The sequence below is a fragment of the Parabacteroides sp. AD58 genome (genome assembly GCF_023744375.2).
Classification (GTDB): Bacteria; Bacteroidota; Bacteroidia; order Bacteroidales; family Tannerellaceae; genus Parabacteroides; species Parabacteroides absconsus.
In genome coordinates, this window is record NZ_CP146284.1 from 1080724 (window position 1) to 1105352 (window position 24629).

Here is a 24629-nt window from a genome sequence, read left to right on the forward strand (position 1 = left end):
CTGCCAACGAATAACAAAAGATTTAAATAATTTATTACTTTTGTACCAATATAAAACTGATGCGAATGGAAGATTTCTTTTTAGATATCGTATATAAAGATAAAAGAGTCAAGTTTCGTGTCGTGAACCCTCACGCACCACTTAGTACATTAATGAACAATCTGCGTCACGCGATCGGTAAAGACGGACGGTTGATCTTCGATTTTCCATCGATCGACCAAACTGGTGCACCATTGGATTATTTCTTTGGAAAAGAGGATCCAATCATCAACGAAATCCGTGTTCTACGCCCCAGGATAGGTAAAGCCGATCAAACATTGGCGGACTATAACGTCAATAATGGCGACACGATCTTTCTCATCCCCGACCCATTCCCTGGATAAAGGTACTATGATGAATGAGTCTTTAGCCCCCGATTGGCGTTTATTCGATCCCAAACAACTGAGTGGACGAAATAGGCGATTGCTCCACGAATGGATCAATCTAGACCAGACTTTGGAGAAAAGGAATGAGATCGAATACCAAATAGCTAAACGCAACACGCAAGGTTTGCCAACAGAATATCTCATTACATATTATATCTACTCTATCCAAGGCGTTGAGCGAATCGACTGGTTGAATCAACCGGGTGAGTCTAACCGGCCCATCTTTGCCTCAACCTTCCAGATGCAGATCAGTCTCCCAATCAATTACCCCTGTGTTGACGGACCTGCGGAGTTCCGTTTCCTAACCCACGACGCCACAGGTAATAAGATTCCCCATCCTTGGCATCCCAACATCCGTTATTTCGGTGAATTCGCAGGTCGGGTTTGCCTCAACGCCCTAAATACTCATACGAGCCTGGCGTGGTGTATCGATCGAGCCGCGCTTTACCTACGTTATGAACTCTATCATGCCATTCAAGAACCACCTTATCCCGAAGATCCCAAAGTCGCGAAATGGGTCATTCAACAAGGAGAACCCAATGAATGGATATTCTTTGATCAACCCGCTTTGGAAAGCAGAAAATAAGGTATTAAAATAGCTAAATCTCATTTCTTTTTTGTATTTTTGTCCATATATACAAAAATATGAACATATTACATAAAATCATATTATCCAGTTTATTTCTCATCAAATTCAGTCTGTTTGCCACTGCCCAAACAACCAAACAAATTGAAATTGACGGAAATGAGCCTTATGTCGACCATATATATCTCACAGAAGGAAGTACCGATATGGACCTTTTAGTAAAATTTACATTTGATGAACCTAACAACACCCTTATAGTAAACCTCATATCCTATAAAAAGCTATTCGTATTCCAAGACAACACACGTTACTCACATGCTGTTTGGTGCTTTAAACTTCGCCCAAATAAGCTCTCTTATGTTGTAGAATCGGACGAGCAGGCTAGATACAAACTGACTAAGTCTCTTCGAAAATCCATCAAACCCCGAAGGAAACATATCTTCAAGCGCTGGATCGAGTATGAAGGCATTCAGCCTCAACCGATTGACCATAAGATGGTAAACGATTATATAGAACAGAAATTCGATATCCTTTATAAAGAGGCTCCCATCAGTATCACCTTAAGGGATATCCTAGTGATGAACGAGGAAATAACCCCAAAGAAAAAGAAATACGATCTATTCTTTCAGACTGATCTCAACAGGAAATATGAGATCACGATCGAACGGAATCCTTGTTTAGGAAAAGAAGAGGCCTTACAGGCTTCTATTACTCGTGTCAAAAACATCCAGACGAGTTTCCTCACGTTTAACCAGAAATTTAAAAACTCCAATAGTCTTAATACGCCCGAAGGCGACAAACTGTTTTGTGAGATGAAATCCCTCTTACAAGAACAATTTCCCAAAGCAAAAGAGGTAAACCCATGTCCGGAAATTCAAACAAATATTGATATCTACAACAGCTATGTCGATTCTATTCAATTGTCCAAAAGTCCATTTCAAATCAAGATCCAAGAACAAAAAAAGCCGCAGGACCTAGATTTGAGTGCAGATTATATCCTAATGATAGCACGGGAAATAGACTATAATACTAACAAATGGCTATTTGCATCAGATCCCATTGAAAAAAGAGATCTGAAAGAATCATGCGAGAAGATTATCAACACAATTGAGTCACACATTAACCATAAGACTCGAATCAACGCAAAACAAAAAATAGCTATTACAGTCTTTAACAAAGCCAAAGATTATTACCACCGAATCTGCGCAAAAGAATAGAGCTCTATGGACAATACGAAAAGAATAAACCCTAATAAATGGCTGTTGATTGCCCTTTTCTTATGGACATTATTACACAGCTCTAATCTCTGCGGGCAAAATGGAGAACAGGATTTATTTATCGAGGAGACACAACTTCTCGAGATTGAGAATCGTATGCTCTATTTTTATAACCAGCTACAAGAAATTACTAATAAGCTTCCGCTCAATACGGCCGAAAATATCTCAAAGACTAAACAACAGGTCTTAGCTATCGATAACAAATGGGAGATTTATTGTCAAAGTAGGCAATCTGAAATTGCAAACGATGACTCTCTCCTACAGATTGTCGCGAACTATCAACAGACCAAACAAGCCTTATTGGACTCCATTTCATACAAGGCTCATTATTTAGATGCGCTAGCCAATTTCGACCAAGCAGAACAATTTATCACATCTCAAGACAGTGTCTACCAACAATTCTACGAAACTGCTGTCAAATATTCTTTACTAAAGCAACTAGCTCCCCAGCTTGAGGCTCTTAAAGGAAAAGAACAATTGTTATTTTCCGACCTCCAAGCAAAGTACGAGACAGCAAAAGGAATTACCCAAGAATTCAACGAATTACAACCTCGATTTCTAGAAATAGAAGAAAACTTTATAATGTTGAAAAACTGTTCCGATAAGATTCAGGCCCAAGCATATAAGCCCTTGTTCCAAAAAATTAAGGATTATCTATACGGTCTAGCCGCTGTTACGATAATTCTTATGTACATCAATATGATACAAGCCAAGATCAAGGCCCTAAAGCAAGCCCGAGAAAATGCGAAGAAATTTAGCCAAATGATGAAGGATGAGAACGATTATCCTACAATATAACGAATAAATAACCTGATAATTATTTGTCACGATGAATATTTATAAGATATCACTCTTGTTAGTTCTGGCCTTAATTCTTTCAGGCTGTAAGGATCTCATGCCTATCAGAGAGAATTATAAAGAGGACAATAACCTCAACATCCTGGACCTCGAATTTGAACCGAAGTACAAAAACTTTCATGCAAATGTCAAACTCAACGACAGTATCGTCGCGCTTCTGCTGCTCAACGATACAACTATCAAATTCCATGTTGAAGAATACATGCAAAACAATCTGTTAGATCCCAGAACCCAGCCCAAGTTGGTAAATATTCAGAAAAAAATTACGAATCTTAACCTGAATATCTTGACATTGGTCGACCTGACACTTGACTCAATGAAGATAGAGAACCAAAAACAGGCAATTAAAGAGCTAAAAGAATTGCTTCCTCCTGACAATCTTCATATTGCCTTCATTAAGAATCAAACGGTCTCAGAAACCTTGCCAGCGACCGACTATGTTCTAGCCAATTACTTCCAAGCAGATCCTGGGAAGAAATACCTTTATCGCTCTATCCTCTCAAAAATAGATGAGATCAAAGGGAGCATGTCTACCTATTTCCCGAATGCCCAGCAAGACACGACTTTTAAGCATCTTACATCCAAACAAAATGTTTTAATCATACTCTCGGATGGTAAGGTTTATAATCAAGATATGCCTCTCGATCCTGATCACTTTGCTTTACAGAGGAAAATTATTCAAGAATCCGACTCAATCACACAAATTCCAATTTTCTACATCAATCTGGAAACAAAAGAACACGGCCAAACAAACGAAGCTGAAACTCTTATGCAATTCTTATGCAAAAAAACCAACGGCAAATATCTCAACTCATACGATCAAACCGTCATACTCAACTTATTTGACAAACAATACGCTAATTACTGCTTTTCATTCATTAACCCCGCTCAGAAAATCTATAGAGGAAAAAAACACACATTACAACTTAATTGCTACCAAGGAGATAAATTAATCGCTTCAGACAACATCAACTACTACGTAGGGAGCATCTATAATCCAGTCATCATCAATGGATTGACAACCTTACAAGTAATATTACAAGGCAGCTTGTTCGGAATCCTTACATTAGTATTATTTTACATAATTTTTCAATTCATCACTCCTTGCTTTCATTATTTGGTTTTCAGAAAAAAATATGTCACCCGGTATATTGGCAAAAATATGAGTTACAATGGTATCCTTGTAGGACCTGATTGCTACTATTGTAAAGCCCCCTTCGAAATTGGCGATAAAATCGTTGTAAAATGCCAACATGTACTCCACCAATCTTGTTGGGAAGAAAATGAATATAAATGTCCTGAATATGGACGAAACTGTAAAACCGGGAGACTTTATTATAACCGAAAAAATTTATTTGACCAGCATAACGCATCTTTCTATCTCTCTTGGATCATCTCTGGAGCAATTGCTGGACTGGTTGCCTGGATCTGCTTCACTGCGAATGCTCATAGTCATGAAAATTTTTTCTTGATAAATATTATCCAACTCATGTTTGGGGTCAATCCTGACTCTCCTCAAGCAGCCGTGTTAATGGAAGAATATGGCAGCCATCTTTACCTTTTGCCATTTTATGGTCTAAACATAGGTTTCTTCCTAACCTTCTTCTTGAGTCTGCTAACTAGCCACGGTCGTTGGCTATGGAAACGAATCCTACTAGTCGTTGCCAAGGCCATTGTTGGAGGCCTGTTCAGCTATTTATCTTTTCTCCTCGGATGTATCATCTCCATCACTCTGAATTTCAACAATAATTCATTCCTTGTAGATTGGATTCCATGGATGCTAAGTGGTTTCGTCATTACTTTAGCAGTCACTTACGGAACGGATATTAAACTAAAAAAAGCATTAATCGGAGCCGTCATTTCCATCATCTTCGGATTGAGCTCGATGTATCTGTGGACGTTTGCCTTCAACTCGCAAATTGACACTCGTGAGTTCTTACTCCTAAGCTACATAATCTATTGTGTCGGATTTGCCATTAGTGTAGCTACAACTTGTCCTAAATCGGAGCGTTATTTCTTACGAGTGGAAGGGCCAATTAAGGAGATGGACATCGCAATTTACAAATGGATGAACAATAGAATCCGGAACAAACGGATAACAATCGGCAAGTCTGTCAATTGTGACCTGCAAATGTCGTGGGATCTAACTAGTAAAATCGCTCCTTTACAAGCGGAGATCCGAATGATCAATGGCAATATCTATCTATTTGCAACTGAGGAAGGTGTCTCCATGGTCGACAAAAAACCTCTCAAACCAAACACAAAGAAACGACTCTACCATGGTACTAAATTTATGATTGGGAAAACGCTCTTCACCTACATAGAGAAAGATCTCTAATAGACTAGGAGATAAATGTTACTAAAAGGCATTTATCTCCTACTTTCACATCTCCACATGAAGTTTTGCTGAAACCAGCCATAGAAGGCAAATTTCAAAAACTATATTAATATATTAACTTTAAGTATATTATTCGAGATAATGACTAAGTATCGAAACCCACAACCAAATAGACTTTTTTAGTATCTTTTTTCTCCCGTCGAAAGAAACGAGGATCATTTTCAATCCTCAAGGGAATCGTTTTCGATATACGTTAGATTTGAAAGAAAAAGCCAATATATTTTTATAAAAAGCTGGCTTTTTCAGGATTCAATTAAACACGCATTCAACCGACAGGCAAACAAAACCAAGCGGATGCAACCTGAGATTGGCAGATAATTCCTACCTTTGCAATAGAAACATAAAACGGACGAATCTTGTCCTCCGGAATATATTTTATGGATATACAAGAATTACTCAACTTATACACCTCGCATAGTGGAATAACAGCGCTTCACAAACTGATACAGAATGACAATGAACGGAATATCAGCGTGAAGGGACTGAATGGTTCTGCTCCGGCGATGATGGTGGCCGCTCTCTTCAAAAAAGGGAATAACCGTTTTGTTTGTCTGCTGAACGACCTTGAAGAGGCCGGTTATTTCTACAACGACCTGAAACAACTAACCGGCGATGACGCTATTTATTTTTTCCCATCGGCCTACCGAAGGGATATTAAATACGGACATATCGACGCAGCCAATGAGATTCTGCGCACAGAAGCATTGAGTGTGTTGCAAGATCCGCAAGCACGGTTTGTCATCGTCACTTATCCGGAAGCAATAGCCGAGAAAGTGGTTTCACAGGATACTTTGCAGCAAAATACGTTACAAATTCATACGGGAGAGAAACTCGACAATATGTTCGTCGCAGACGTACTCGACAGCTATGGCTTTGAACAGGTCGATTATGTTTACGAACCGGGACAATATGCCATCCGTGGTAGTATCCTCGACGTATTCTCCTATTCGTTCGAGTTTCCCTATCGTATCGACTTTTTCGGGAATGAGGTAGAAACCATCCGCAGCTTCGATGTCGAGAGCCAATTGTCGAAAGATAAATTGGACAGCATCTATATCGTTTCGGAAGTCAGCAAGAAAAATGCGACAGGCAAATGTCTGCTGGAAACTCTCCCATCGCAGACTCATCTGGTAGTTCATGATCTGGACTGGTGCCGCGAACGGATCGGAGCCATCTGGAACGAAGAACCGGTGGTAGCCGACGAAGAATCGTTTACCAGTGCCGACCTGATGCATTCCAAGCTGGTGCAATGGGATTTGTTCATGCACGCGGCTCTCGATCTAAAACGAATCCAGTTTGGAACCCATACGACAGGAACGCCCGACGCCACTATCAATTTCCAAACGCAGGTACAACCAATCTTCCACAAGAATTTCGACCTGGTAAGTACGACTTTCCAACAATATCTGAAAGAAGGTTATACCCTGTACATTCTGAGTGATGTAGAAAAACAGGCGGCCCGCATCCATGCCATCTTTGAAGATCGGAAAGAAGATATACCTTTTACAGCTGTCAATAAAACCATTCACAGTGGTTTTGCCGACGACCAGCTGAAAATCTGCTGTTTCACCGATCACCAGCTGTTCGACCGTTTTCATAAATACAGCCTCAAAAGCGATAAGGCCCGCAGCGGGAAGATTACCTTGTCACTCAAAGAGCTGAATCAATTTACTCCGGGTGATTACATCGTACACATCGATCACGGTATCGGACAGTTTGGCGGACTGGTACGCATGGAAGTAAACGGAAAGATACAGGAAGCCATCAAACTGATCTATCAGAACCACGATGCGATCTTTGTCAGTATCCATTCGCTGCATAAGCTTTCCAAATACAAAGGGAAAGACAACGGCGAGCCTCCGAAATTAAGCAAGTTAGGCACTGGCGCGTGGGAAAAGATGAAGGAACGCACCAAAAAGAAGGTGAAAGACATCGCCCGCGACCTCATCCTGCTCTATGCCAAGCGCAAACAGGAAAAGGGGTTTGCCTACAGCCCCGACAGTTTCATGCAGCAAGAGCTGGAGGCCAGCTTCATCTACGAAGATACACCCGACCAGATGAAGGCGACAGCCGAAGTAAAGGCCGATATGGAAAGTCCGCGGCCGATGGACCGCCTGATCTGTGGTGATGTAGGTTTCGGTAAGACCGAAGTTGCCATCCGGGCAGCCTTCAAAGCCGTATCAGACAACAAACAGGTGGCAGTGCTGGTACCGACCACCGTGCTCGCCTTCCAACATTTCCAGACATTCTCCGAACGACTCAAGGATTTCCCTTGCCGCATCGAATATATCAGCCGGGCCCGTACGACGGCACAGATCAAACATATCCTGAAAGATGTCAAGGAAGGAGCCGTGAATATCCTGATCGGGACGCACCGGATCGTCAGCAAAGATGTCGTATTCAAGGATCTGGGCCTTCTGATTATCGATGAGGAACAGAAATTCGGCGTATCTGTCAAAGAAAAGCTCCGCCAGCTCAAGACAAACGTGGATACCCTGACGATGACGGCAACGCCGATTCCACGAACCCTGCAATTCTCGCTAATGGGTGCCCGAGATCTGAGCAGTATCACGACGCCTCCGCCCAACCGTTATCCGGTACAGACGGAAGTGGAACGCTTCAATCCGGACATCATCCGCGAAGCCATCAACTTCGAGATGAGCCGTAACGGACAAGTTTTCTTCATCAACAACCGTATTCAGAATATCTACGAGATAGAAGCCCTGGTAAAACGGGAAGTTCCCGATGCCCGTGTCTGTGTGGCACACGGACAGATGGAACCTGAAGAACTGGAAAAGAAGATTCTCGACTTCGTGAACTACGAATACGACGTACTGGTAGCGACAAGCATCATCGAAAGCGGCATCGACGTACCAAATGCCAACACCATTATCATCAACAACGCCCAGCAATTCGGCTTGTCGGATCTGCATCAGCTGCGCGGACGTGTGGGCAGAAGCAACCGGAAGGCATTCTGCTATCTGTTGTCACCGCCATTGAGCTCGCTCACCCAGGAAGCCCGCCGCCGCTTGCAAGCCATCGAAAGCTTCTCTGAATTAGGAAGCGGCATTCATATTGCCATGCAGGACCTCGATATCCGTGGGGCCGGCAATATGCTGGGAGCCGAACAAAGCGGTTTCATCGCCGACTTAGGATATGAAGCCTACCAGAAGATTTTGGAAGAGGCTGTAGATGAACTGAAGACCGACGAATTCTCGGATCTGTACAACGAACTGTCGGACGGCAAAGAGAAAGACGGCAAAGACTTCGTCAAGGAAACATTCATCGAAAGCGATTTGGAAATACTCTTCCCTCCGACCTATATTCCAAACGATTCCGAACGTATCTCGTTGTATCGCGAGCTGGATAATATGGAACGGGAAGAAGACATAAAAGCCTTCAGTGCCCGCTTGGAAGACCGTTTCGGAAAGATCCCAAAAGAAGGAAAGGAGCTGATACGCATCGTTCGTCTTCGCCGGATGGCAAGGTCGCTGGGTATCGAGAAAGTGGTCCTGAAGAAAGGACAGATGAACCTGTATCTGGTATCGGCAGAAGACAGCCCATATTACCAGAGCCGGGCTTTTGGTCAGTTATTAGCATACATCCAGAAGCATCCTCGTTTCTGCAACCTGAAAGAAGCCAACGGCAAAAGGAGCATCATCATCAAAGACGTTCCGACCGTAGCCGCAGCTTGCAGCATCTTAGAAGAGATGGAGTCATTATAAGCTTTGCACTAAGAAATGGTCCAATCAGAATGAGAACAATTATTTAGAGACATTACATATGAAAAAAACGGACAAACAACCCAGACTGCTTACCTGGGTTTTCCCGATGTTGCTGATGGCAAGCCCTATGCTTGCCGTCCAACCATCAGAGCTTACTTCTGTAGAAGTTAGTGCTATCACCCCGATAGTCTGTGCCCAACAGATTAATCCGACAACCGTCGATCTCGTGTTCAGTAATGGCCAACGGATGACATTCGACTTTTACGGGCCGAACATCTTTCGGATGTTTCAGGATAATCAGGGAGGTATTATCCGGGATCCGGAAGCACGGCCGGAGGCTCAAATCTTAGTAAATCAACCCCGAAAACCGATTTCTGTACTCCAAATAGAAGACAAAGACGAACGAATCAGCATCTTCACCGATCAGATAGAATTGCAATTCGCCAAAGAAGACGGCCGAATGAAAGTCATCAACCGGGTAACACAGCATACCGTAGTGGAAGAAGTACGACCTGTCTCATACGAGAAAAACAGGACCTGCCTAAACCTTAAGGAACAACCGGACGAATACTTCTATGGCGGTGGTGTGCAAAACGGACGATTCTCTCACAAAGGAAAGAGTATCGCCATAGTTAATCAGAACAGCTGGACCGACGGCGGTGTGGCATCTCCTACTCCATTCTACTGGTCTACAGCCGGATATGGTTTCATGTGGTATACTTTCAAGCCAGGCAAATATGACTTTGGTGCTACACAGAAAGGTGAAGTTTCTCTTTCACACGAGACAAATTATCTGGATGTATTCTTTATGATAGACGACGGAGCTGTTCCCCTACTAAATGATTTCTATCAATTGACAGGAAATCCAGTATTATTGCCTAAATTCGGATTTTATCAAGGACATCTGAATGCCTACAACCGTGATTTCTGGAAAGAAGATGAAAAAGGAATCCTCTTCGAAGACGGCAAACGGTATAAGGAAAGCCAAAAGGATAACGGTGGTATCAAAGAATCGCTCAATGGTGAGAAAGGTAATTATCAGTTCTCGGCACGAGCCGTAATCGACCGCTATAAAGCACATGATATGCCATTAGGATGGCTTCTTCCGAACGACGGTTATGGCGCAGGTTATGGTCAGACAGAAACACTCGACGGAAATATCCAGAACCTGAAGAGCCTGACCGAGTATGCCCATCAGCAGGGTGTGGAGATCGGTCTTTGGACGCAATCGGATTTGCATCCGAAGCCAGAAGTTAGCGCACTGCTCCAACGGGATATTGTGAAGGAAGTACGTGACGCCGGAGTCCGTGTCCTCAAAACCGACGTTGCCTGGGTTGGCGACGGCTATTCATTCGGCTTGAACGGAGTAGCTGACGTGGCTCACATCATGCCTTATTACGGAAATGACGCACGCCCGTTCATCATCTCTTTAGACGGCTGGGCTGGCACACAGCGTTATGCCGGCATCTGGTCGGGCGACCAGACTGGAGGCGAATGGGAATACATCCGTTTCCATATCCCGACATATATTGGTTCTGGCTTATCCGGACAACCGAATATCACCTCCGACATGGATGGTATCTTCGGCGGAAAGAATCCGGTAGTCAATATGCGCGACTTCCAATGGAAAACCTGGAGTCCGATGCAGCTCAATATGGATGGTTAACGAGAAATATCCGCATGCCTTGGGTGAACCTGCAACTTCCATCAACCGGTCATATCTGAAATTGAAATCAGAACTGATACCATATACATATAGCATCGCTCACGAAGCAATAAACGGATTACCGATGATCCGGGCTCTGTTTCTGGAATACCCGAATCCTTATACCTTAGGTAAAGCAACACAATACCAGTATTTATATGGCCCGTACTTCCTTGTTGCCCCGATTTACAAGAATACGGCAGCCGATGAAGAAGGAAATGATATCCGCGATGGCATCTATCTGCCGGAAGGAACCTGGATTGATTACTTTACCGGGGAAAAATATGAAGGAAACCGAGTAGTGAATAATTGGGAAGCACCCATCTGGAAACTGCCTGTCTTTGTAAAAGCCGGAGCAATCATTCCGATGACGAATCCCAACAACCATGTGTCAGAGATCAACAAGCATGTCCGCATATATGAACTTTATCCGGCAGGCCGGACCTCATTCACAGAATATGACGATGATGGCCGCACGGAAGCCTATCGGCTGGGCGAAAGTACTACTACGCAGATTGACATGGAGGAAAACAACGGGAAAGTAACCGTCCGAATTGCTCCGACAACCGGAAACTTCACCGGTTTCGAGAAGGAAAAACAGACTGAATTCCGGGTACAAGTATCAGAAAAGCCCCGAAAAGTGACAGCTCAATTAGGAGGCCGTAAGATAAAACTGACTGAAGTAACTTCGCCCGAGGCCTTCGGAAAGAGTGTAAATGTATTCTTTTATGAAGCAAGTCCCGAATGGAACCGATTTGCAACACCGGGCAGTGACTTTGCTAAGGTTTCCATTCACAGGAATCCACAATTACGGGTCAAACTGGAGACTGCCGATATCACCGCTTCAGCTACAGAACTGATGATTGAGGGATATCACTTCGATATGGGTAATTCGTATTTCCATTCACAGGGCAGCCTCACAGCGCCAAAAGCACAAGTAACAGACGAAAACCGGGAAGCCTATAGCGTCACTCCAACTTGGAACAAGGTAGAGAATGCCGACTACTACGAAATAGAGTTCAATCACATGCTTTACACGTCCATCAAAAATACATCACTGCTCTTTGAGGGGCTGGAAGCAGAGACAGATTACAACTTCAAGATACGCTCCGTCAATCAGGAAGGTACATCAGACTGGGCGTCTTTTGCCGTGAAAACCAAATCAAACCCATTGGAATTTGCCATAAAGGGCATCCGGGGAGAATCTTCTGCGCCTTCGCAGGAAGGATTTGAAGTTAGTCGTCTCTTCGACTGGGCAGAAACAGGTGACATCTGGCATTCGGAATATGGAAAGAAAGCAGTGCCTTTCGATCTGATCATTGATCTGCGCAATTATAGCCAGCTGGATAAATTTCATTACCTTCCCCGACTTGACAGCGGTAACGGTACAATTCTCCGGGGAGAAGTTGCTTACAGTCTTGATAAAGAACACTGGGCTACCGTTGATTCCTTTGTCTGGAAACGTAACAGCGATGTGAAGATCTTCGAATTCAAAGATCATCCACAGGCACGTTATATCAAACTACATGTGACAGAAGCAGCCGGTAATTATGGGTCGGGCCGTGAACTGTATGTCTTCAAAGTACCGGGAACGGAAAGTTATCTGCCGGGTGATATCAATAACGACGGTAAGATCGACAACAACGACCTTACCTCTTATATGAACTATACCGGCCTGCGGAAAGGCGACGCCGACTTCGACTATGTCAGTGCTGGAGATATCAACCGCAATAATCTGATTGATGCATATGATATCTCAGTTGTGGCAACTCAACTGGAAGACGGTATCGAAGATCCGGGACAAGATAAAGTTTCCGGCCAACTGGCATTCAGTCTCGACAAGACGCAGGCCGTACAAGCAGGCGATACTGTCCGGATCAGAGTTAAAGGAGTTGACCTTTGTGCTGTCAATGCCCTGAGTTTTGCACTTCCGTATGACCAGCAAGACTTCCAGTTCATTGGAGTAGAAACCACGGGCATGGAAGAAATGGAAAATCTGACTTACGACCGCTTGCATACCAACGGTCAGAAAGTTCTCTATCCAACCTTCGTCAATTTAGGTGATAAGCCTGTACTTTCAGGTTCGAATGATCTTTTCATCCTTACTTTCCAAGCGAAACGTAAGGCGAAGTTTTCACTCGTCCCGACAGACGGCCTGTTGATCGACAGGACTCTGAATACACAGAAGTTCTGATAATCTTCCTAACTACTACTGGCTGAACATCCGGATAGGCGCGGTCCCAACGATTACAATAAGGAATCATTCCTCACATATCGTTGAAGGCCGCGCCTTTTTGGTTTATAACCCTTCCTCATCGATAAAATCCGTAATTAAGGTAATTCACACGGGTAAGAATCCGTAAAATATCTACAAAACACGAAGAAAAACCACGCTACTTTTGTCATGAGATATAAAAGCTCAATCAACTAAAATTATATAGTCTATGCGAAAACTGTCATTCTATTTATGTTCAGTCATGTTTGGAGCCTGTCTCTTGGGCAATCTCCATGCAGAAAACCCTAATACTGAAACAACAGAAATCAATAACACAAAAAGTAGCTTTATGGAAACAAAATTAAATCTTACACAAGAATGGGATAAAGTATTCCCCAAAAGTGACCTGGTCAATCATTCGAAAGTCACTTTCCACAACCGCTATGGCATCACATTGGCTGCTGATTTGTATATTCCTAAAAATGCAGAAGGAAAACTTCCGGCCATTGCTGTAAGCGGTCCGTTTGGCGCAGTCAAGGAACAGTCTTCTGGTCTGTATGCTCAAACGTTAGCAGAACGCGGATTCCTGACCATCGCTTTCGATCCGTCCTTCACAGGTGAAAGCAGTGGCGAACCACGCTATGTTGCTTCTCCCGATATCAACACCGAAGATTTCTGCGCTGCCGTTAATTACCTCAGTACCCGTCCTGATGTAGACCCCGGTCGTATCGGAATCATCGGTATCTGTGGCTGGGGAGGTTTTGCCCTCAACGCTGCCGCCATCGATACCCGTATCAAAGCGACTGTTACCAGTACGATGTACGACATGAGCCGGGTAACTGCTAACGGATATTTCGATTCGATGCAGGCTGACCAGCGCTATGAACTCCGCAAACAGTTGAATGCACAACGCACGGAAGACTACCGGAACGGAATGTATGCCTTAGCCGGCGGTGTTGTGGATCCACTGCCCGACAATGCTCCGCAGTTCGTAAAAGATTATTATGCTTATTACAAGACATCCAGAGGTTATCACCCACGCTCACTCAATTCAAATAACGGTTGGAATAAGACCTCCTCATTGTCATTCATGAACATGCCTTTACTTGCCTACAGCAGTGAAATACGTAGTGCCGTACTTATGCTGCATGGAGAGAAAGCTCATTCACGTTATTTCAGCGAAGATGCATTCAAGAAGTTAACAGGAGACAACAAGGAATTACTCATTATCCCCGGAGCCAATCACGTAGATTTATATGATAATCTTCAAGTCATCCCATTTGATCAGATCGTAAAATTCATGCAAACATATCTGAAGTAAAGCAATGCATTGCATCATAATCAGCACATAACAGGACTATTAATAAACAAACACATGGCAATTATATGAAAATAACAACAATCCTTGCGATCATCGCAATGACAATAAACTGTACAACAATCATGGCACAAGAAACAATAAAACAGACAGCTGGCCGGAATCAGCTGGGAGAATTTGCTCCAAAATTTGCAGAACTTAATGACGATGTCCTTTTTGGTGAAGTGTGGAGCAGAACAGATAAACTCGGACTGCGTGACCGTAGCCTGGTAACCATCACTTCACTGATCAGTCAAGGTATTACAGATAGTTCACTCACCTATCATCTGCAGACAGCCAAGCAAAACGGAATCACACAAACTGAAATTGCCGAAATCATCACCCATATCAGTTTTTATGCCGGCTGGCCGAAAGCATGGGCAGCCTTTCGCCTGGCGAAAGAAGTGTGGGCAGAAGATGCAAGCGCCGAAGATGCGAAAGCAATCTTCCAGCGGGAAATGATCTTCCCCATTGGTGAGCCCAATACAGCTTATGCAAAATATTTTACAGGCAACAGCTATCTGGCGCCGGTATCCAACGAACAAGTTCCAGTATTTAACGTAACCTTCGAACCTGGCTGCAGAAACAACTGGCACATTCACCGGGCTACAAAAGGCGGAGGCCAGATGCTCATCGGCGTTGCCGGACGTGGCTGGTATCAGGAAGAAGGAAAACCGGCAGTTCAGATTCTTCCAGGAACCGTCATCCATATCCCGGCAGGCGTCAAACACTGGCACGGAGCTGCAGCTGACAGTTGGTTCGCTCATCTGGCATTTGAAGTAGCAGGAGAAAATACTTCAAATGAATGGTTGGAACCAGTTACGGATGAAGAATACAGCAAGCTTTAAATAAGAACAAATGCCATAATCAGGAGGCATTTTAATCAAACCGACGGTAAATATATATAATACTAATCACTTTACTTTATCCTTCGCAGATTGTGTTGCAAAGTAAAGTAAAGTGATTAGAACAATTTGGAGATGTAAATTAATCTTTGATATACTTTTTACTGATGTTCCATACAATTGAAACATACATATCCTGAAAATAACTTTCTCAATGAAATTTCAATGTTATATTATAAACTTACATTACCAACTCATTCTCCAGCTGTAATGCACGAGGAAAGATAATATTATTTTCCAGATGGATATGCTCATGAAGTGCTGCTTCGAACTGCTTAAGTTGCAGTAACACCAAGCGATAGCTTGCACATGCATCTTCTGGAGCTGTAAATCCATTAGTGAGTTTTGAGATAATTTCATAACGCTCACCCTCACCACTGTGCTCAAGCTCCATTACATGGATTGGATACTGGATCGTGTCGCAATGGAAACGTTCAATCTTTGTTCCTGATGCACTTGCATTAAAGAGATCATAGAGATAAGGGAAGAGTACATCCTCCTCTTTCAAAAGATGGCTTAACAAGTCATTGAGTGAATCATGGAAAAGTTTCTGAACCTGCAACAGTTCTGAATGCTTCTCAGCATGTGCGAGAACCACCTTATCGAGTAATTCGGCAATCTGAGGACCATTGATTCGAATGCCACGATGATGAATTTTCTGCACATAATCCAATAGTAGATCCAATGGCCACGATACAAAATCATAGGTACCACCTGCAGAACGATCCTGCAATTCATCAAGTTCCTTTGCCACATTTTCAGGTTTTACATTACTATTTTGGCAAGCCCGTATGAAGGGAACATTGCCATGGCAACAGAAATCGATGCGATAGCGAGCGAATATCTGGGAGGCAGTGAAGTTGCCGGCTACAATCTGACCGACAGTGTATGAGTTATAATCTCTTTTTATCATAATTATTTATTTTATCTGTTCAGACCAAATTTCTGTAAATCTCCCTCTACACTTCCGATGCCATTGATGCCGAAATTTTCGACAAGCACCTTAGCCACATTTGGAGAAATGAATGCTGGTAATGTAGGACCAAGGTGAATCTCCTTCACACCGAGGTATAAAAGAGCCAGTAATACGATAACAGCCTTCTGCTCATACCAAGCGATATTATAGACAATAGGCAGTTCGTTGATATCATTCAGCTGGAATACCTCTTTGAGCTTTAAAGCGATAACAGCCAATGAGTAGCTGTCGTTACACTGACCGGCATCGAGCACACGGGGAATTCCGTTGATGTCACCAAGAGGCAATTTGTTGTAGCGATACTTAGCACAACCGGCCGTAAGGATAACGGTATCTTTTGGCAGTTGCTCAGCGAATGATGTGTAGTATTCGCGACCACGCATACGTCCGTCGCAACCAGCCATTACGATGAATTTACGGATAGCACCGCTCTTTACTGCATCTACCACCTTATTGGCCAGTTGCATCACTTGGTTGTGGGCGAAACCTCCAACAATTTCTCCATGTTCAATCTCAGTAGGAGCTGCACAATTTTTGGCGATAGCAATCACTTCGCTATAGTCCTTGTGGCCATTCTCATCCGTTGAAATGTGTTTGCAACCGGGGAAGCCTGTCGAATTTGAAGTGAACATACGTTCGGTATAGCTTGCGCCTGGCAGTGGCGGAACTATACAATTAGTAGTAAAAATGATTGGGCCATTGAAAGCTGTGAACTCTTCACGTTGTTTCCACCATGCGTTACCATAGTTTCCGGCAAAGTGAGGGTATTTCTTGAACGCTGGATAGTAATGGGCAGGAAGCATCTCGCCGTGGGTATAAACATCCACGCCTCTATCTTTTGTCTGTTCGAGTAACTGTTCCAAGTCGTGCAGATCGTGACCACTGATAAGAATGCCGGGATTATTGCGAACACCAATACTTACACTTGTAATCTCTGGGTGACCATAGCTTGATGTGTTTGCTGTATCAAGTAGTGCCATGGTCTGCACACCCATCTCGCCAGTCTTAAGAGCCAGAGTTGTAAGTTCTTCAGTAGAAAGATTATCCACGGTGATAGTAGCCAATGTATTCTGAATAAATGCATGCAGGGATACGTCGTTATAGCCAAGACGGTTTGCATGTTCAAGGTAAGCGGCCATTCCCTTTAGACCATAGACAATAAGCTCCTTTAATGAACGTATATCCTCGTTTGTTTCACGCATTACGCCTACTTTAGCAGCCTTCTCGTCGTATTGCTCACGAGTACCATTCCACTTCAACTCATCGATTTCAGGCAGAGAAATGCCCATTTCCAAAGCTTTCCCTATGAGTTTATTACGTTTGATAAATCCCTCATCCACACGTGTATAAATGCTATCGTCATCAAAGTTTGCATTAGTAATGGTCGAGAACAATGCATCGGTTACGAAAGTATTAAGTTTGTCGCAAGGCTGTTTGCCGTTCTTACGAAGTTCTGTAGCAACGATCGAGATGCCACGTACGGTAAAAAGCAACAGATCCATTGCACGTGCAGTTGTGTCATTCTTTCCACAAACACCTTTTAAAGTACAGCCGATACCCTTTGCGGCCTCCTGACACTGAAAACAAAACATATTACTCATATAAAAATGTATTTAGTTATCTTATTTATTCGACAAAAATAGAGGTCTTCTTCAGCTTAATCTGTACCATATGTTACACCTGTCCATAACAATTCTTAAAAATGCTATTTTAAAGGCTCAGAAAAATAAAATACAACCTGAAAGAGATTGTTCTGAAGACACTTGTCTTTATTAATTTTGGCAATTAATGTAATGTTTTGAGCTTTCTAATTTAAATCTTCGCCCATTCCAACATTAATTATTACTTTTGTACAAAGACACTTTGCTGTACATCATGCATACTATATGTTACACTTCGATTCTATAAAACTTAAATAAGATATGCAGTTGACTGAACTACTCAAAATATCTCTTTTTAAAGGGTTGAATGAAACAGATGTTGTAGAATTCCTGTACGGAGCTCCGAGTAATTTAAGACGTTACAATGCAGGTGACTCCGTAGCTCGTCAAGGCAATTTATGCCGAGGTGCCTATATCCTTATATCGGGACGCGTCAGATGTAGTATGAGTGGAGATGACGGCAAGGAGATAACTGTCGATGAAATGACTGCGCCGTGTATTCTTGCATCAGCATTTATCTTTGCGACAGAGAATCGTTTCCCGGTAAATGTGGAAGCATTAGTTCCATGTGAATTGTATATTATTGGTAAGGCTCATTTTCTTGAATTTATGCACAAACATCCAGTCATGCTTGAAAACTTCCTCAGAGATATTTCCGATCGAGGAGTATTCTTAAGTAGAAAAGTTAATGAATTCGCATTGCAAAACCTCAAAACGCGTATATTGGCCTACCTCGAAAAGAATCCGGATATACATAATCAACGGGAGGTTGCCCAACGTCTTGGTGTCACACGCCCATCTCTTGCTCGTGCCCTATCTGAACTGATTGCAGAAAACAAAATAAAGAAAGGATAAGCACCCTAATAATACAGCCTATCTTGCAACTATAATTTTTAATTCAAGCAAATAAATAATTCGCATATTTCCTCAAGATTATCAGGAAAATATCCAGCAGCAAAATATTACGTAATTTTTTTATCCTCTGACGCCCCTTATAATGAAGCATTCCACTATTTTATAATAGAGTAAATTACCATTCAATTCAGATATGGAAAAGTCAGCTCCTTCAGTTGTTTTTCTATCTTGGACATTTCCATAAATACACTGGCTCCTATGTATAATCATTAGTTTAGCAAATCAAGATTAGAATTTTTCTTTGAAAAGAGGGATAATAAATGTTTTTAATATTAAAATATGATAATTCATTTGATTAATCAAAGTATATTCGTACTTTTGCGAACAACAAACAAAACTAGGGAACCGCAAAAATATGTTTGCCAATTTTCTGGACAACCTATATGCAAGAAAGAGGGCTGCTATAAGTGAGCTCTTTTTTTTGAAGAATTAATTCGTGGTTTTGCGAATACCTAACAATAAAAAATAGAAAGACATGAAAAAGATTTTATTCTTAATTGCTGTATGTTTCGCCTTTATCTCTTACAACATCAACGCAAAGAACGGAACTGAAGCACAGGCTCAAAAAGAAGTGACAGTAAAAGACCATGTAGAAGTATTGTATTTTCATGGAAAGCAGCGTTGCGCAACCTGTATGGCTATAGAAAACAATACAAAAGCTGCAATGGAAGAAAATTTTGCTGAACAGCTCAAAAGGGGTGAGGTTGTTTTTAAGGTAATAGACATCAGCAAGAAGGAGAATGAGAAGATAGCCGAAAAGTATGAGGTAACCTGGTCATCACTGTTTGTCGTTAAATATAAGAACGGACAGGAAACATACGAGAATATGACCGAATTTGCTTTCGGAAATGCCCGCAAGTCGCCGGATGTATTCAAGGCTGGGGTGGTCAAGGCTGTCAATGAAATGCTTAAATAACGGAAAAGGTTATGGACTGGTTACAGACATTGCTGGATAACAGCTCCACTCCCGTACTGACGGCGTTTCTGCTCGGACTGCTGACCGCGCTGTCACCTTGTCCGCTGGCAACGAACATCGCAGCCATCGGCTTTATCGGAAAAGACATTGAAAACAGAAAGCGCGTTTTCCGGAACGGCCTGCTCTATACGCTGGGGCGTATCCTTTCATACACCCTGCTCGGAGCAGTACTGATTATGGTTCTGAAAGAAGGCTCCAGCATGTTCGGCATACAGAAGGCCATCGGGACATGGGGGGAACTTGTGCTGGGTCCGCTTCTGCTCGGGATAGGTCTGTTCATGCTCTTTGGCGACAAACTGAACCTCCCGCAGTTTGGCTTCCACGGAAATGCGGAAGGTCTCGCCAGAAAAGGTGGATGGGGTTCCCTGATGATTGGAATACTGTTTGCCCTGGCTTTCTGTCCGACAAGTGGTGTTTTCTATTTCGGTATGCTCATACCGATGTCAGCCACAGCGACAGCCGGTTATCTGCTGCCTGTGGTATTCGCCATTGCCACTTCCCTGCCTGTACTTGCCGTTGCATGGATTCTTGCCTTCAGTGTACAGCAGATGGGAAATTTCTACGGCAGGATGCTGAAGGTGCAGAAATGGATGAACCTGATTGTGGGCGTGGTGTTTATCCTCGTCGGCGTCTATTATTGCTGGATAATGTATTTATAAAACGAATCTGATAACAAACCAAATATTTACAAACATGGAAATTAAAGTTTTAGGTCCGGGTTGTGCCAAATGTAAATCAACCTATAATGTAATTGAGAAAGTATTGAAAGAAAACAACATCGATGCGAAACTGACCAAGGTGGACGACATCATGGAAATGATGAACTACAACATCATGACCACACCGGCCGTGGTGATTGACGAGGTGGTGAAGATGAAAGGACAGGTTCCAACTGAAAGCGAGGTAAAGAAACTGCTGGGCATCTGAGACACAGAATGATTTAACTGTGGGCGGCAGAGATAACCGTGGTGGAATCTGCCGCTCTTTTAACGAACAGGTTGTTCGTATTTAGACGAATTAAAATAGAATAGAATAGAAATGATACAGGATTTTGCTGACTGGCTCGTTTACGGGTTGTTCGGACTGAGTGCCGATACTCCGATAGGAGTTGCCGTAAACTTCTTCTTTTATGATACTATAAAGATTTTAATCCTTTTATTCTTCATCAGTGTATTGATGGGCATCGTCAACGCTTATTTTCCGATAGAGCGTTTGCGGAACTATCTCGTCACACACAAGATGTACGGGTTGCAATACTTGCTGGCGTCATTCTTCGGAGCCATCACCCCGTTCTGTTCGTGTTCATCCATACCGCTGTTCATCGGTTTCGTGAAAGGCGGCATCCCTTTGGGGGTTACCTTCGCCTTTTTGATTACTTCGCCGTTGGTGAATGAGGTGGCTGTAGCCATGTTCCTCGGCTCATTTGGCCTGAAAGTGACACTGATTTACGTCATCAGCGGGATTCTGTTGGGAGTAATAGGCGGTATCGTACTCGGCCGTATGCGTCTGGCTCCTTATCTGAGCGACTGGGTAAAGCAGATACAAGCCCACTCATCTGCCCAGGCCGATGAATGGGAAAAAGACCAGACCACCTTTATCAAACGACTCCCAACCATTGTCCGTGATGCCTGGAAGATTGTCAGCGGTGTACTTATATACATCCTGATTGGTATCGGTATCGGTGCCTTCATGCATGGTTTTGTGCCGGAAGGCTTCTTCCAGCAATACATGTCGAAAGACAACTGGTATGCCGTGCCGATGTCTGTTATACTTGCCGTACCGATGTATGCCAATGCCGCAGGTATCGTGCCTGTCATCGAAGTGTTTGTGGCAAAAGGTATTCCCATCGGAACCGCAATAGCTTTCATGATGGCGGTCGTCGGCCTTTCCCTGCCGGAAGCCACCCTGCTGAAGAAAGTAATGACATGGAGGCTTATCGGCATATTCTTCGGAACGGTGGCATTCTTCATCATTCTGTCGGGCTATCTGTTTAACTATATACTGTAGGGGGCTGACGATGATTGGAAAACAATTAAGGAAATGGTGGCCTGCGGTTATGCTGACCGCCATTTCTCTCCAGCCAGCCGTGGCGCAGGAGAGTGAAAAGGCTTTTTCCGGAAAACCTGTGCTCACTCTTTTTTCTAACTACAAGGCCGGGCTTGGACACAAGAATGAAAACAGCGGATTCAACCTCGATCGTACGTTTGTCGGTTATGAAGGATTCTTTACCAAAGGTTTCTCCGCAAAAATCCTCATGAATGTGGAAACCGTGGCCGATGAAAACGGAAAAACGAAGTTCAACGGATATCTGAAGAATGCACAGATAGACTGGAAAGGAAACGGATTTTTCGTGTCTGCCGGACTGGTAAACCTGAGACAGTTTTCAGAGCAGGAGAACTTTTGGGGGCACAGATACATTTTCAAGTCCTTTCAGGAAGAATACGGCATCGCCTTTTGTGAGGATATAGGTGTGGTGGCCGGTTATGAGTTTTCACCGGTTATATCGGCTGATCTGGCATTGACAAATGGTGAAGGACGTAAGTTCAAGAATATGGACAACAAGTATAAGTATGGTGCCGGCATCACATCGAAACCGGCAAAAGGGTTCATGTTCAGGATATACGGTGACATATATAACACACCGGAGTATCTGAAAACGGATGCAGGCGTGCAGAAAGACCAGTATTCGGTAGCGGCTTTTGCCGGATACAGCAACAGCCGGTTTTCACTGGGAGTGGAATATAACCGGGCATTCAACTATAAGTTCTCATCCGGAACAAATGTGAACGGTTATTCAGTTTACACGACCGTAAATATAGCACGCAAAATGCATCTGTTCGGACGTTTTGACCTGCTCGATGCGACGGGTAAACGCACAAACAATGTCACTGAAGGGCACACGATTATCGGTGGTTTTGAATATTCCCCCATTAGACAAGTAAGAATCTCACCAAACTACCAGAGCTGGAAAGCCAGGAACGGAAGACGCGAGAATTATCTTCTCCTGAGTGTGGAATGTAAGATATAAATAGTATAGGGGAACATTCCTATTTTAAGTCAAACCAATAAAAAAACAGAATAAATGAAAATATTGATTCTTTGTACAGGAAACAGCTGCCGCAGCCAGATGGCTCACGGCTTCTTACAGTCATTCGACAAAAATTTAGAAGTATATTCAGGTGGAACCGAACCGGCAGCCCAGGTAAATGCTAAGGCTGTGGAAGTGATGAAGGAAGCAGGAATAGACATCAGTTCTCATGTACCTACACACGTAAACACTTATCTCGATCAGGAATGGGATTATGTAATAACCGTTTGCGGTGGTGCCAATGAAAGCTGTCCTGCTTTTATAGGAAAGGTCGGCAAACGTATGCACATCGGCTTTGATGATCCGTCACATGCTACAGGTACACCGGAATTCATCGATTCGGAGTTCCGCCGTGTTCGTGACGAAATCAGAAATGCCTTTGCCCGTTTCTACATTACAGAAATCAGAAAGGAGGAATTGCCGAAATGCTCTGCGGCGGTAACTGCTAAGAAATAAGGATATGGAGAAAGGGGAAAAAGGAATAGGTTTTTTTGAGCGATATCTGACAGTGTGGGTGGCTATCTGCATTGTAGTGGGAATAGCCATAGGGCAATGGTTTCCTGCCATACCCAAAACACTCGGAAAGTTTGAATATGCGAATGTATCCATACCGGTAGCAATTCTTGTATGGCTGATGATTTATCCCATGATGATGAAGGTGGATTTTCAGAGTATCAAGAATGTGGGCAGAAAGCCGAAGGGAGTATTCATAACCTGTGTGGTCAACTGGCTGATTAAGCCTTTTACAATGTTCGGTATTGCGTGGATATTCTTTTATGTGATATTCAAACAATGGATACCAGAAGCACTTGCAGGAGAATATCTGGCCGGAGCAGTTCTGTTGGGTGCCGCACCTTGTACGGCGATGGTGTTTGTATGGAGTTACCTTACCAAAGGCGATGCTGCTTATACGCTGGTACAGGTAGCGGTGAATGACTTGCTTATTCTGGTAGCTTTTGCTCCGATAGTGGCATTTCTTCTCGGTGTTGGCGGAATAACCATACCCTGGGACACGCTTACACTTTCTGTAGTTCTGTTTGTTGTCATACCTCTTGCTGGTGGTGTAATCACACGCCGCATTGTAATATCGAAAAAGGGAGAAGACTATTTCAATAATGTATTCGTGAAGAAGTTCGACAATGCGACTATCATAGGGCTGCTTCTGACACTGGTTATCCTGTTTTCATTTCAGGGAGAGACCATCCTTGCCAATCCGGTGCATATTCTGTTGATTGCCGTGCCTTTGATCATACAGACATTCTTCATATTCTTCCTTGCATACGGATGGTCAAAGGTTTCCGGATTGCCTCATAATATAGCTGCCCCGGCAGGAATGATTGGTGCGAGCAATTTTTTTGAGCTGGCCGTGGCGGTTGCAATTTCGCTTTTCGGTCTTCAGTCCGGAGCGGCACTTGCAACAGTAGTCGGTGTGTTGGTAGAAGTGCCTGTCATGCTCTCGCTTGTTAGGATCGCCAACAACACCAGGAAATACTTTAAACAATAAAAGCTTACAAAACAAATAACATGTCGGGCAGATTTGAAAACGTACCGGAAGTGAGCGT

At 43.3% G+C, this 24629-nt stretch carries 18 protein-coding genes and 1 pseudogene; 17 read left to right on the forward strand and 2 right to left on the reverse strand.

The genetic code is table 11. The features are described from left to right. Positions 1–65: 65 nt before the first annotated feature. From NEE14_RS04580 to NEE14_RS04620, 9 genes and pseudogenes are all read left to right on the forward strand, one after another. Positions 66–383, forward strand: coding sequence for a hypothetical protein (locus NEE14_RS04580; RefSeq protein WP_251966751.1), 318 nt, complete (start codon positions 66–68; stop codon positions 381–383). Between the two features lie 10 nt (positions 384–393). Further along, the gene (locus NEE14_RS04585; protein ID WP_251966752.1) at positions 394–1011 is read left to right on the forward strand and encodes a ubiquitin-conjugating enzyme E2; all 618 of its coding nucleotides are present in this window, start codon (positions 394–396) and stop codon (positions 1009–1011) included. A gap of 59 nt (positions 1012–1070) precedes the next feature. Beyond that, complete coding sequence (locus tag NEE14_RS04590) at positions 1071–2228, forward strand: hypothetical protein (RefSeq protein ID WP_251966753.1); 1158 nt, start codon at positions 1071–1073, stop codon at positions 2226–2228. 6 nt (positions 2229–2234) lie between these two features. Next, positions 2235–3086: a hypothetical protein gene (locus NEE14_RS04595; RefSeq protein WP_251966754.1), complete on the forward strand. Its 852-nt coding sequence runs from the start codon at positions 2235–2237 to the stop codon at positions 3084–3086. 31 nt (positions 3087–3117) lie between these two features. Beyond that, positions 3118–5484, forward strand: coding sequence for an E3 ubiquitin protein ligase (locus tag NEE14_RS04600; RefSeq protein ID WP_251966755.1), 2367 nt, complete (start codon positions 3118–3120; stop codon positions 5482–5484). A gap of 437 nt (positions 5485–5921) precedes the next feature. Then, the gene (mfd, locus tag NEE14_RS04605; RefSeq protein ID WP_251966756.1) at positions 5922–9269 is read left to right on the forward strand and encodes a transcription-repair coupling factor; all 3348 of its coding nucleotides are present in this window, start codon (positions 5922–5924) and stop codon (positions 9267–9269) included. Between the two features lie 58 nt (positions 9270–9327). After that, positions 9328–13168 (forward strand): annotated as a pseudogene (locus tag NEE14_RS04610) (TIM-barrel domain-containing protein). A 250-nt stretch (positions 13169–13418) separates the two neighbouring features. Continuing rightward, positions 13419–14510 (forward strand): alpha/beta hydrolase, encoded by a 1092-nt coding sequence (locus NEE14_RS04615; protein ID WP_422394679.1) that lies wholly within the window; start codon positions 13419–13421, stop codon positions 14508–14510. A 65-nt stretch (positions 14511–14575) separates the two neighbouring features. Further along, positions 14576–15394 carry a carboxymuconolactone decarboxylase family protein gene (locus tag NEE14_RS04620; protein ID WP_338578802.1) on the forward strand — a complete coding sequence of 273 codons (819 nt, stop codon included), beginning with the start codon at positions 14576–14578 and terminating at the stop codon, positions 15392–15394. Between the two features lie 238 nt (positions 15395–15632). Here NEE14_RS04620 and ric read toward each other — a convergent pair whose 3' ends face one another. After that, positions 15633–16364, reverse strand: a complete 732-nt coding sequence (gene ric, locus NEE14_RS04625; RefSeq protein WP_251966758.1) for an iron-sulfur cluster repair di-iron protein — start codon at positions 16362–16364, stop codon at positions 15633–15635. Between the two features lie 11 nt (positions 16365–16375). Then, entirely contained in the window at positions 16376–18028 is a 1653-nt protein-coding gene (gene hcp, locus NEE14_RS04630; protein ID WP_251966759.1) for a hydroxylamine reductase, read from the reverse strand. A gap of 321 nt (positions 18029–18349) precedes the next feature. On the opposite strand from hcp, the gene NEE14_RS04635 reads away from it, so the two are divergent. The 8 genes from NEE14_RS04635 to arsB all read left to right on the forward strand — a co-directional run bounded on the left by NEE14_RS04635 (position 18350) and on the right by arsB (position 24571). Further along, the gene (locus tag NEE14_RS04635; protein WP_251966760.1) at positions 18350–18943 is read left to right on the forward strand and encodes a Crp/Fnr family transcriptional regulator; all 594 of its coding nucleotides are present in this window, start codon (positions 18350–18352) and stop codon (positions 18941–18943) included. Between the two features lie 535 nt (positions 18944–19478). Then, on the forward strand, positions 19479–19919 hold the full coding sequence (locus NEE14_RS04640) for a nitrophenyl compound nitroreductase subunit ArsF family protein (RefSeq protein WP_251966761.1): 441 nt from the start codon (positions 19479–19481) through the stop codon (positions 19917–19919). A gap of 11 nt (positions 19920–19930) precedes the next feature. Further along, positions 19931–20638: an aromatic aminobenezylarsenical efflux permease ArsG family transporter gene (locus tag NEE14_RS04645; protein ID WP_251966762.1), complete on the forward strand. Its 708-nt coding sequence runs from the start codon at positions 19931–19933 to the stop codon at positions 20636–20638. Between the two features lie 34 nt (positions 20639–20672). Then, positions 20673–20906 (forward strand): thioredoxin family protein, encoded by a 234-nt coding sequence (locus NEE14_RS04650; protein ID WP_021970629.1) that lies wholly within the window; start codon positions 20673–20675, stop codon positions 20904–20906. Between the two features lie 111 nt (positions 20907–21017). After that, positions 21018–21986 (forward strand): permease, encoded by a 969-nt coding sequence (locus NEE14_RS04655; RefSeq protein WP_251966763.1) that lies wholly within the window; start codon positions 21018–21020, stop codon positions 21984–21986. A 10-nt stretch (positions 21987–21996) separates the two neighbouring features. Continuing rightward, on the forward strand, positions 21997–23007 hold the full coding sequence (locus tag NEE14_RS04660; protein WP_251966764.1) for a hypothetical protein: 1011 nt from the start codon (positions 21997–21999) through the stop codon (positions 23005–23007). Positions 23008–23061: 54 nt separating this feature from the next. Then, a complete protein-coding gene (locus NEE14_RS04665) occupies positions 23062–23523 on the forward strand; it encodes an arsenate reductase ArsC (protein WP_251966765.1) in 462 nt (153 codons plus the stop codon). Between the two features lie 4 nt (positions 23524–23527). Beyond that, positions 23528–24571 (forward strand): ACR3 family arsenite efflux transporter, encoded by a 1044-nt coding sequence (gene arsB / locus NEE14_RS04670; protein ID WP_251966766.1) that lies wholly within the window; start codon positions 23528–23530, stop codon positions 24569–24571. Positions 24572–24629 lie beyond the last annotated feature (58 nt).

Excerpts from the sequence above, each read along its gene's own strand:
- NEE14_RS04600 (WP_251966755.1), top strand. The coding sequence starts at position 3,118 with ATGAATATTTATAAGATATCACTCTTGTTAGTTCTGGCCTTAATTCTT.
- mfd (WP_251966756.1), top strand. The coding sequence starts at position 5,922 with ATGGATATACAAGAATTACTCAACTTATACACCTCGCATAGTGGAATA.
- ric (WP_251966758.1), bottom strand. The coding sequence starts at position 16,364 with ATGATAAAAAGAGATTATAACTCATACACTGTCGGTCAGATTGTAGCC.
- NEE14_RS04595 (WP_251966754.1), top strand. The coding sequence starts at position 2,235 with ATGGACAATACGAAAAGAATAAACCCTAATAAATGGCTGTTGATTGCC.
- NEE14_RS04590 (WP_251966753.1), top strand. The coding sequence starts at position 1,071 with ATGAACATATTACATAAAATCATATTATCCAGTTTATTTCTCATCAAA.
- NEE14_RS04635 (WP_251966760.1), top strand. The coding sequence starts at position 18,350 with ATGCAGTTGACTGAACTACTCAAAATATCTCTTTTTAAAGGGTTGAAT.
- NEE14_RS04585 (WP_251966752.1), top strand. The coding sequence starts at position 394 with ATGAATGAGTCTTTAGCCCCCGATTGGCGTTTATTCGATCCCAAACAA.
- arsB (WP_251966766.1), top strand. The coding sequence starts at position 23,528 with ATGGAGAAAGGGGAAAAAGGAATAGGTTTTTTTGAGCGATATCTGACA.
- NEE14_RS04650 (WP_021970629.1), top strand. The coding sequence starts at position 20,673 with ATGGAAATTAAAGTTTTAGGTCCGGGTTGTGCCAAATGTAAATCAACC.
- NEE14_RS04615 (WP_422394679.1), top strand. The coding sequence starts at position 13,419 with ATGCGAAAACTGTCATTCTATTTATGTTCAGTCATGTTTGGAGCCTGT.
- hcp (WP_251966759.1), bottom strand. The coding sequence starts at position 18,028 with ATGAGTAATATGTTTTGTTTTCAGTGTCAGGAGGCCGCAAAGGGTATC.
- NEE14_RS04645 (WP_251966762.1), top strand. The coding sequence starts at position 19,931 with ATGGACTGGTTACAGACATTGCTGGATAACAGCTCCACTCCCGTACTG.
- NEE14_RS04655 (WP_251966763.1), top strand. The coding sequence starts at position 21,018 with ATGATACAGGATTTTGCTGACTGGCTCGTTTACGGGTTGTTCGGACTG.
- NEE14_RS04580 (WP_251966751.1), top strand. The coding sequence starts at position 66 with ATGGAAGATTTCTTTTTAGATATCGTATATAAAGATAAAAGAGTCAAG.
- NEE14_RS04640 (WP_251966761.1), top strand. The coding sequence starts at position 19,479 with ATGAAAAAGATTTTATTCTTAATTGCTGTATGTTTCGCCTTTATCTCT.
- NEE14_RS04665 (WP_251966765.1), top strand. The coding sequence starts at position 23,062 with ATGAAAATATTGATTCTTTGTACAGGAAACAGCTGCCGCAGCCAGATG.
- NEE14_RS04660 (WP_251966764.1), top strand. The coding sequence starts at position 21,997 with ATGATTGGAAAACAATTAAGGAAATGGTGGCCTGCGGTTATGCTGACC.
- NEE14_RS04620 (WP_338578802.1), top strand. The coding sequence starts at position 14,576 with ATGAAAATAACAACAATCCTTGCGATCATCGCAATGACAATAAACTGT.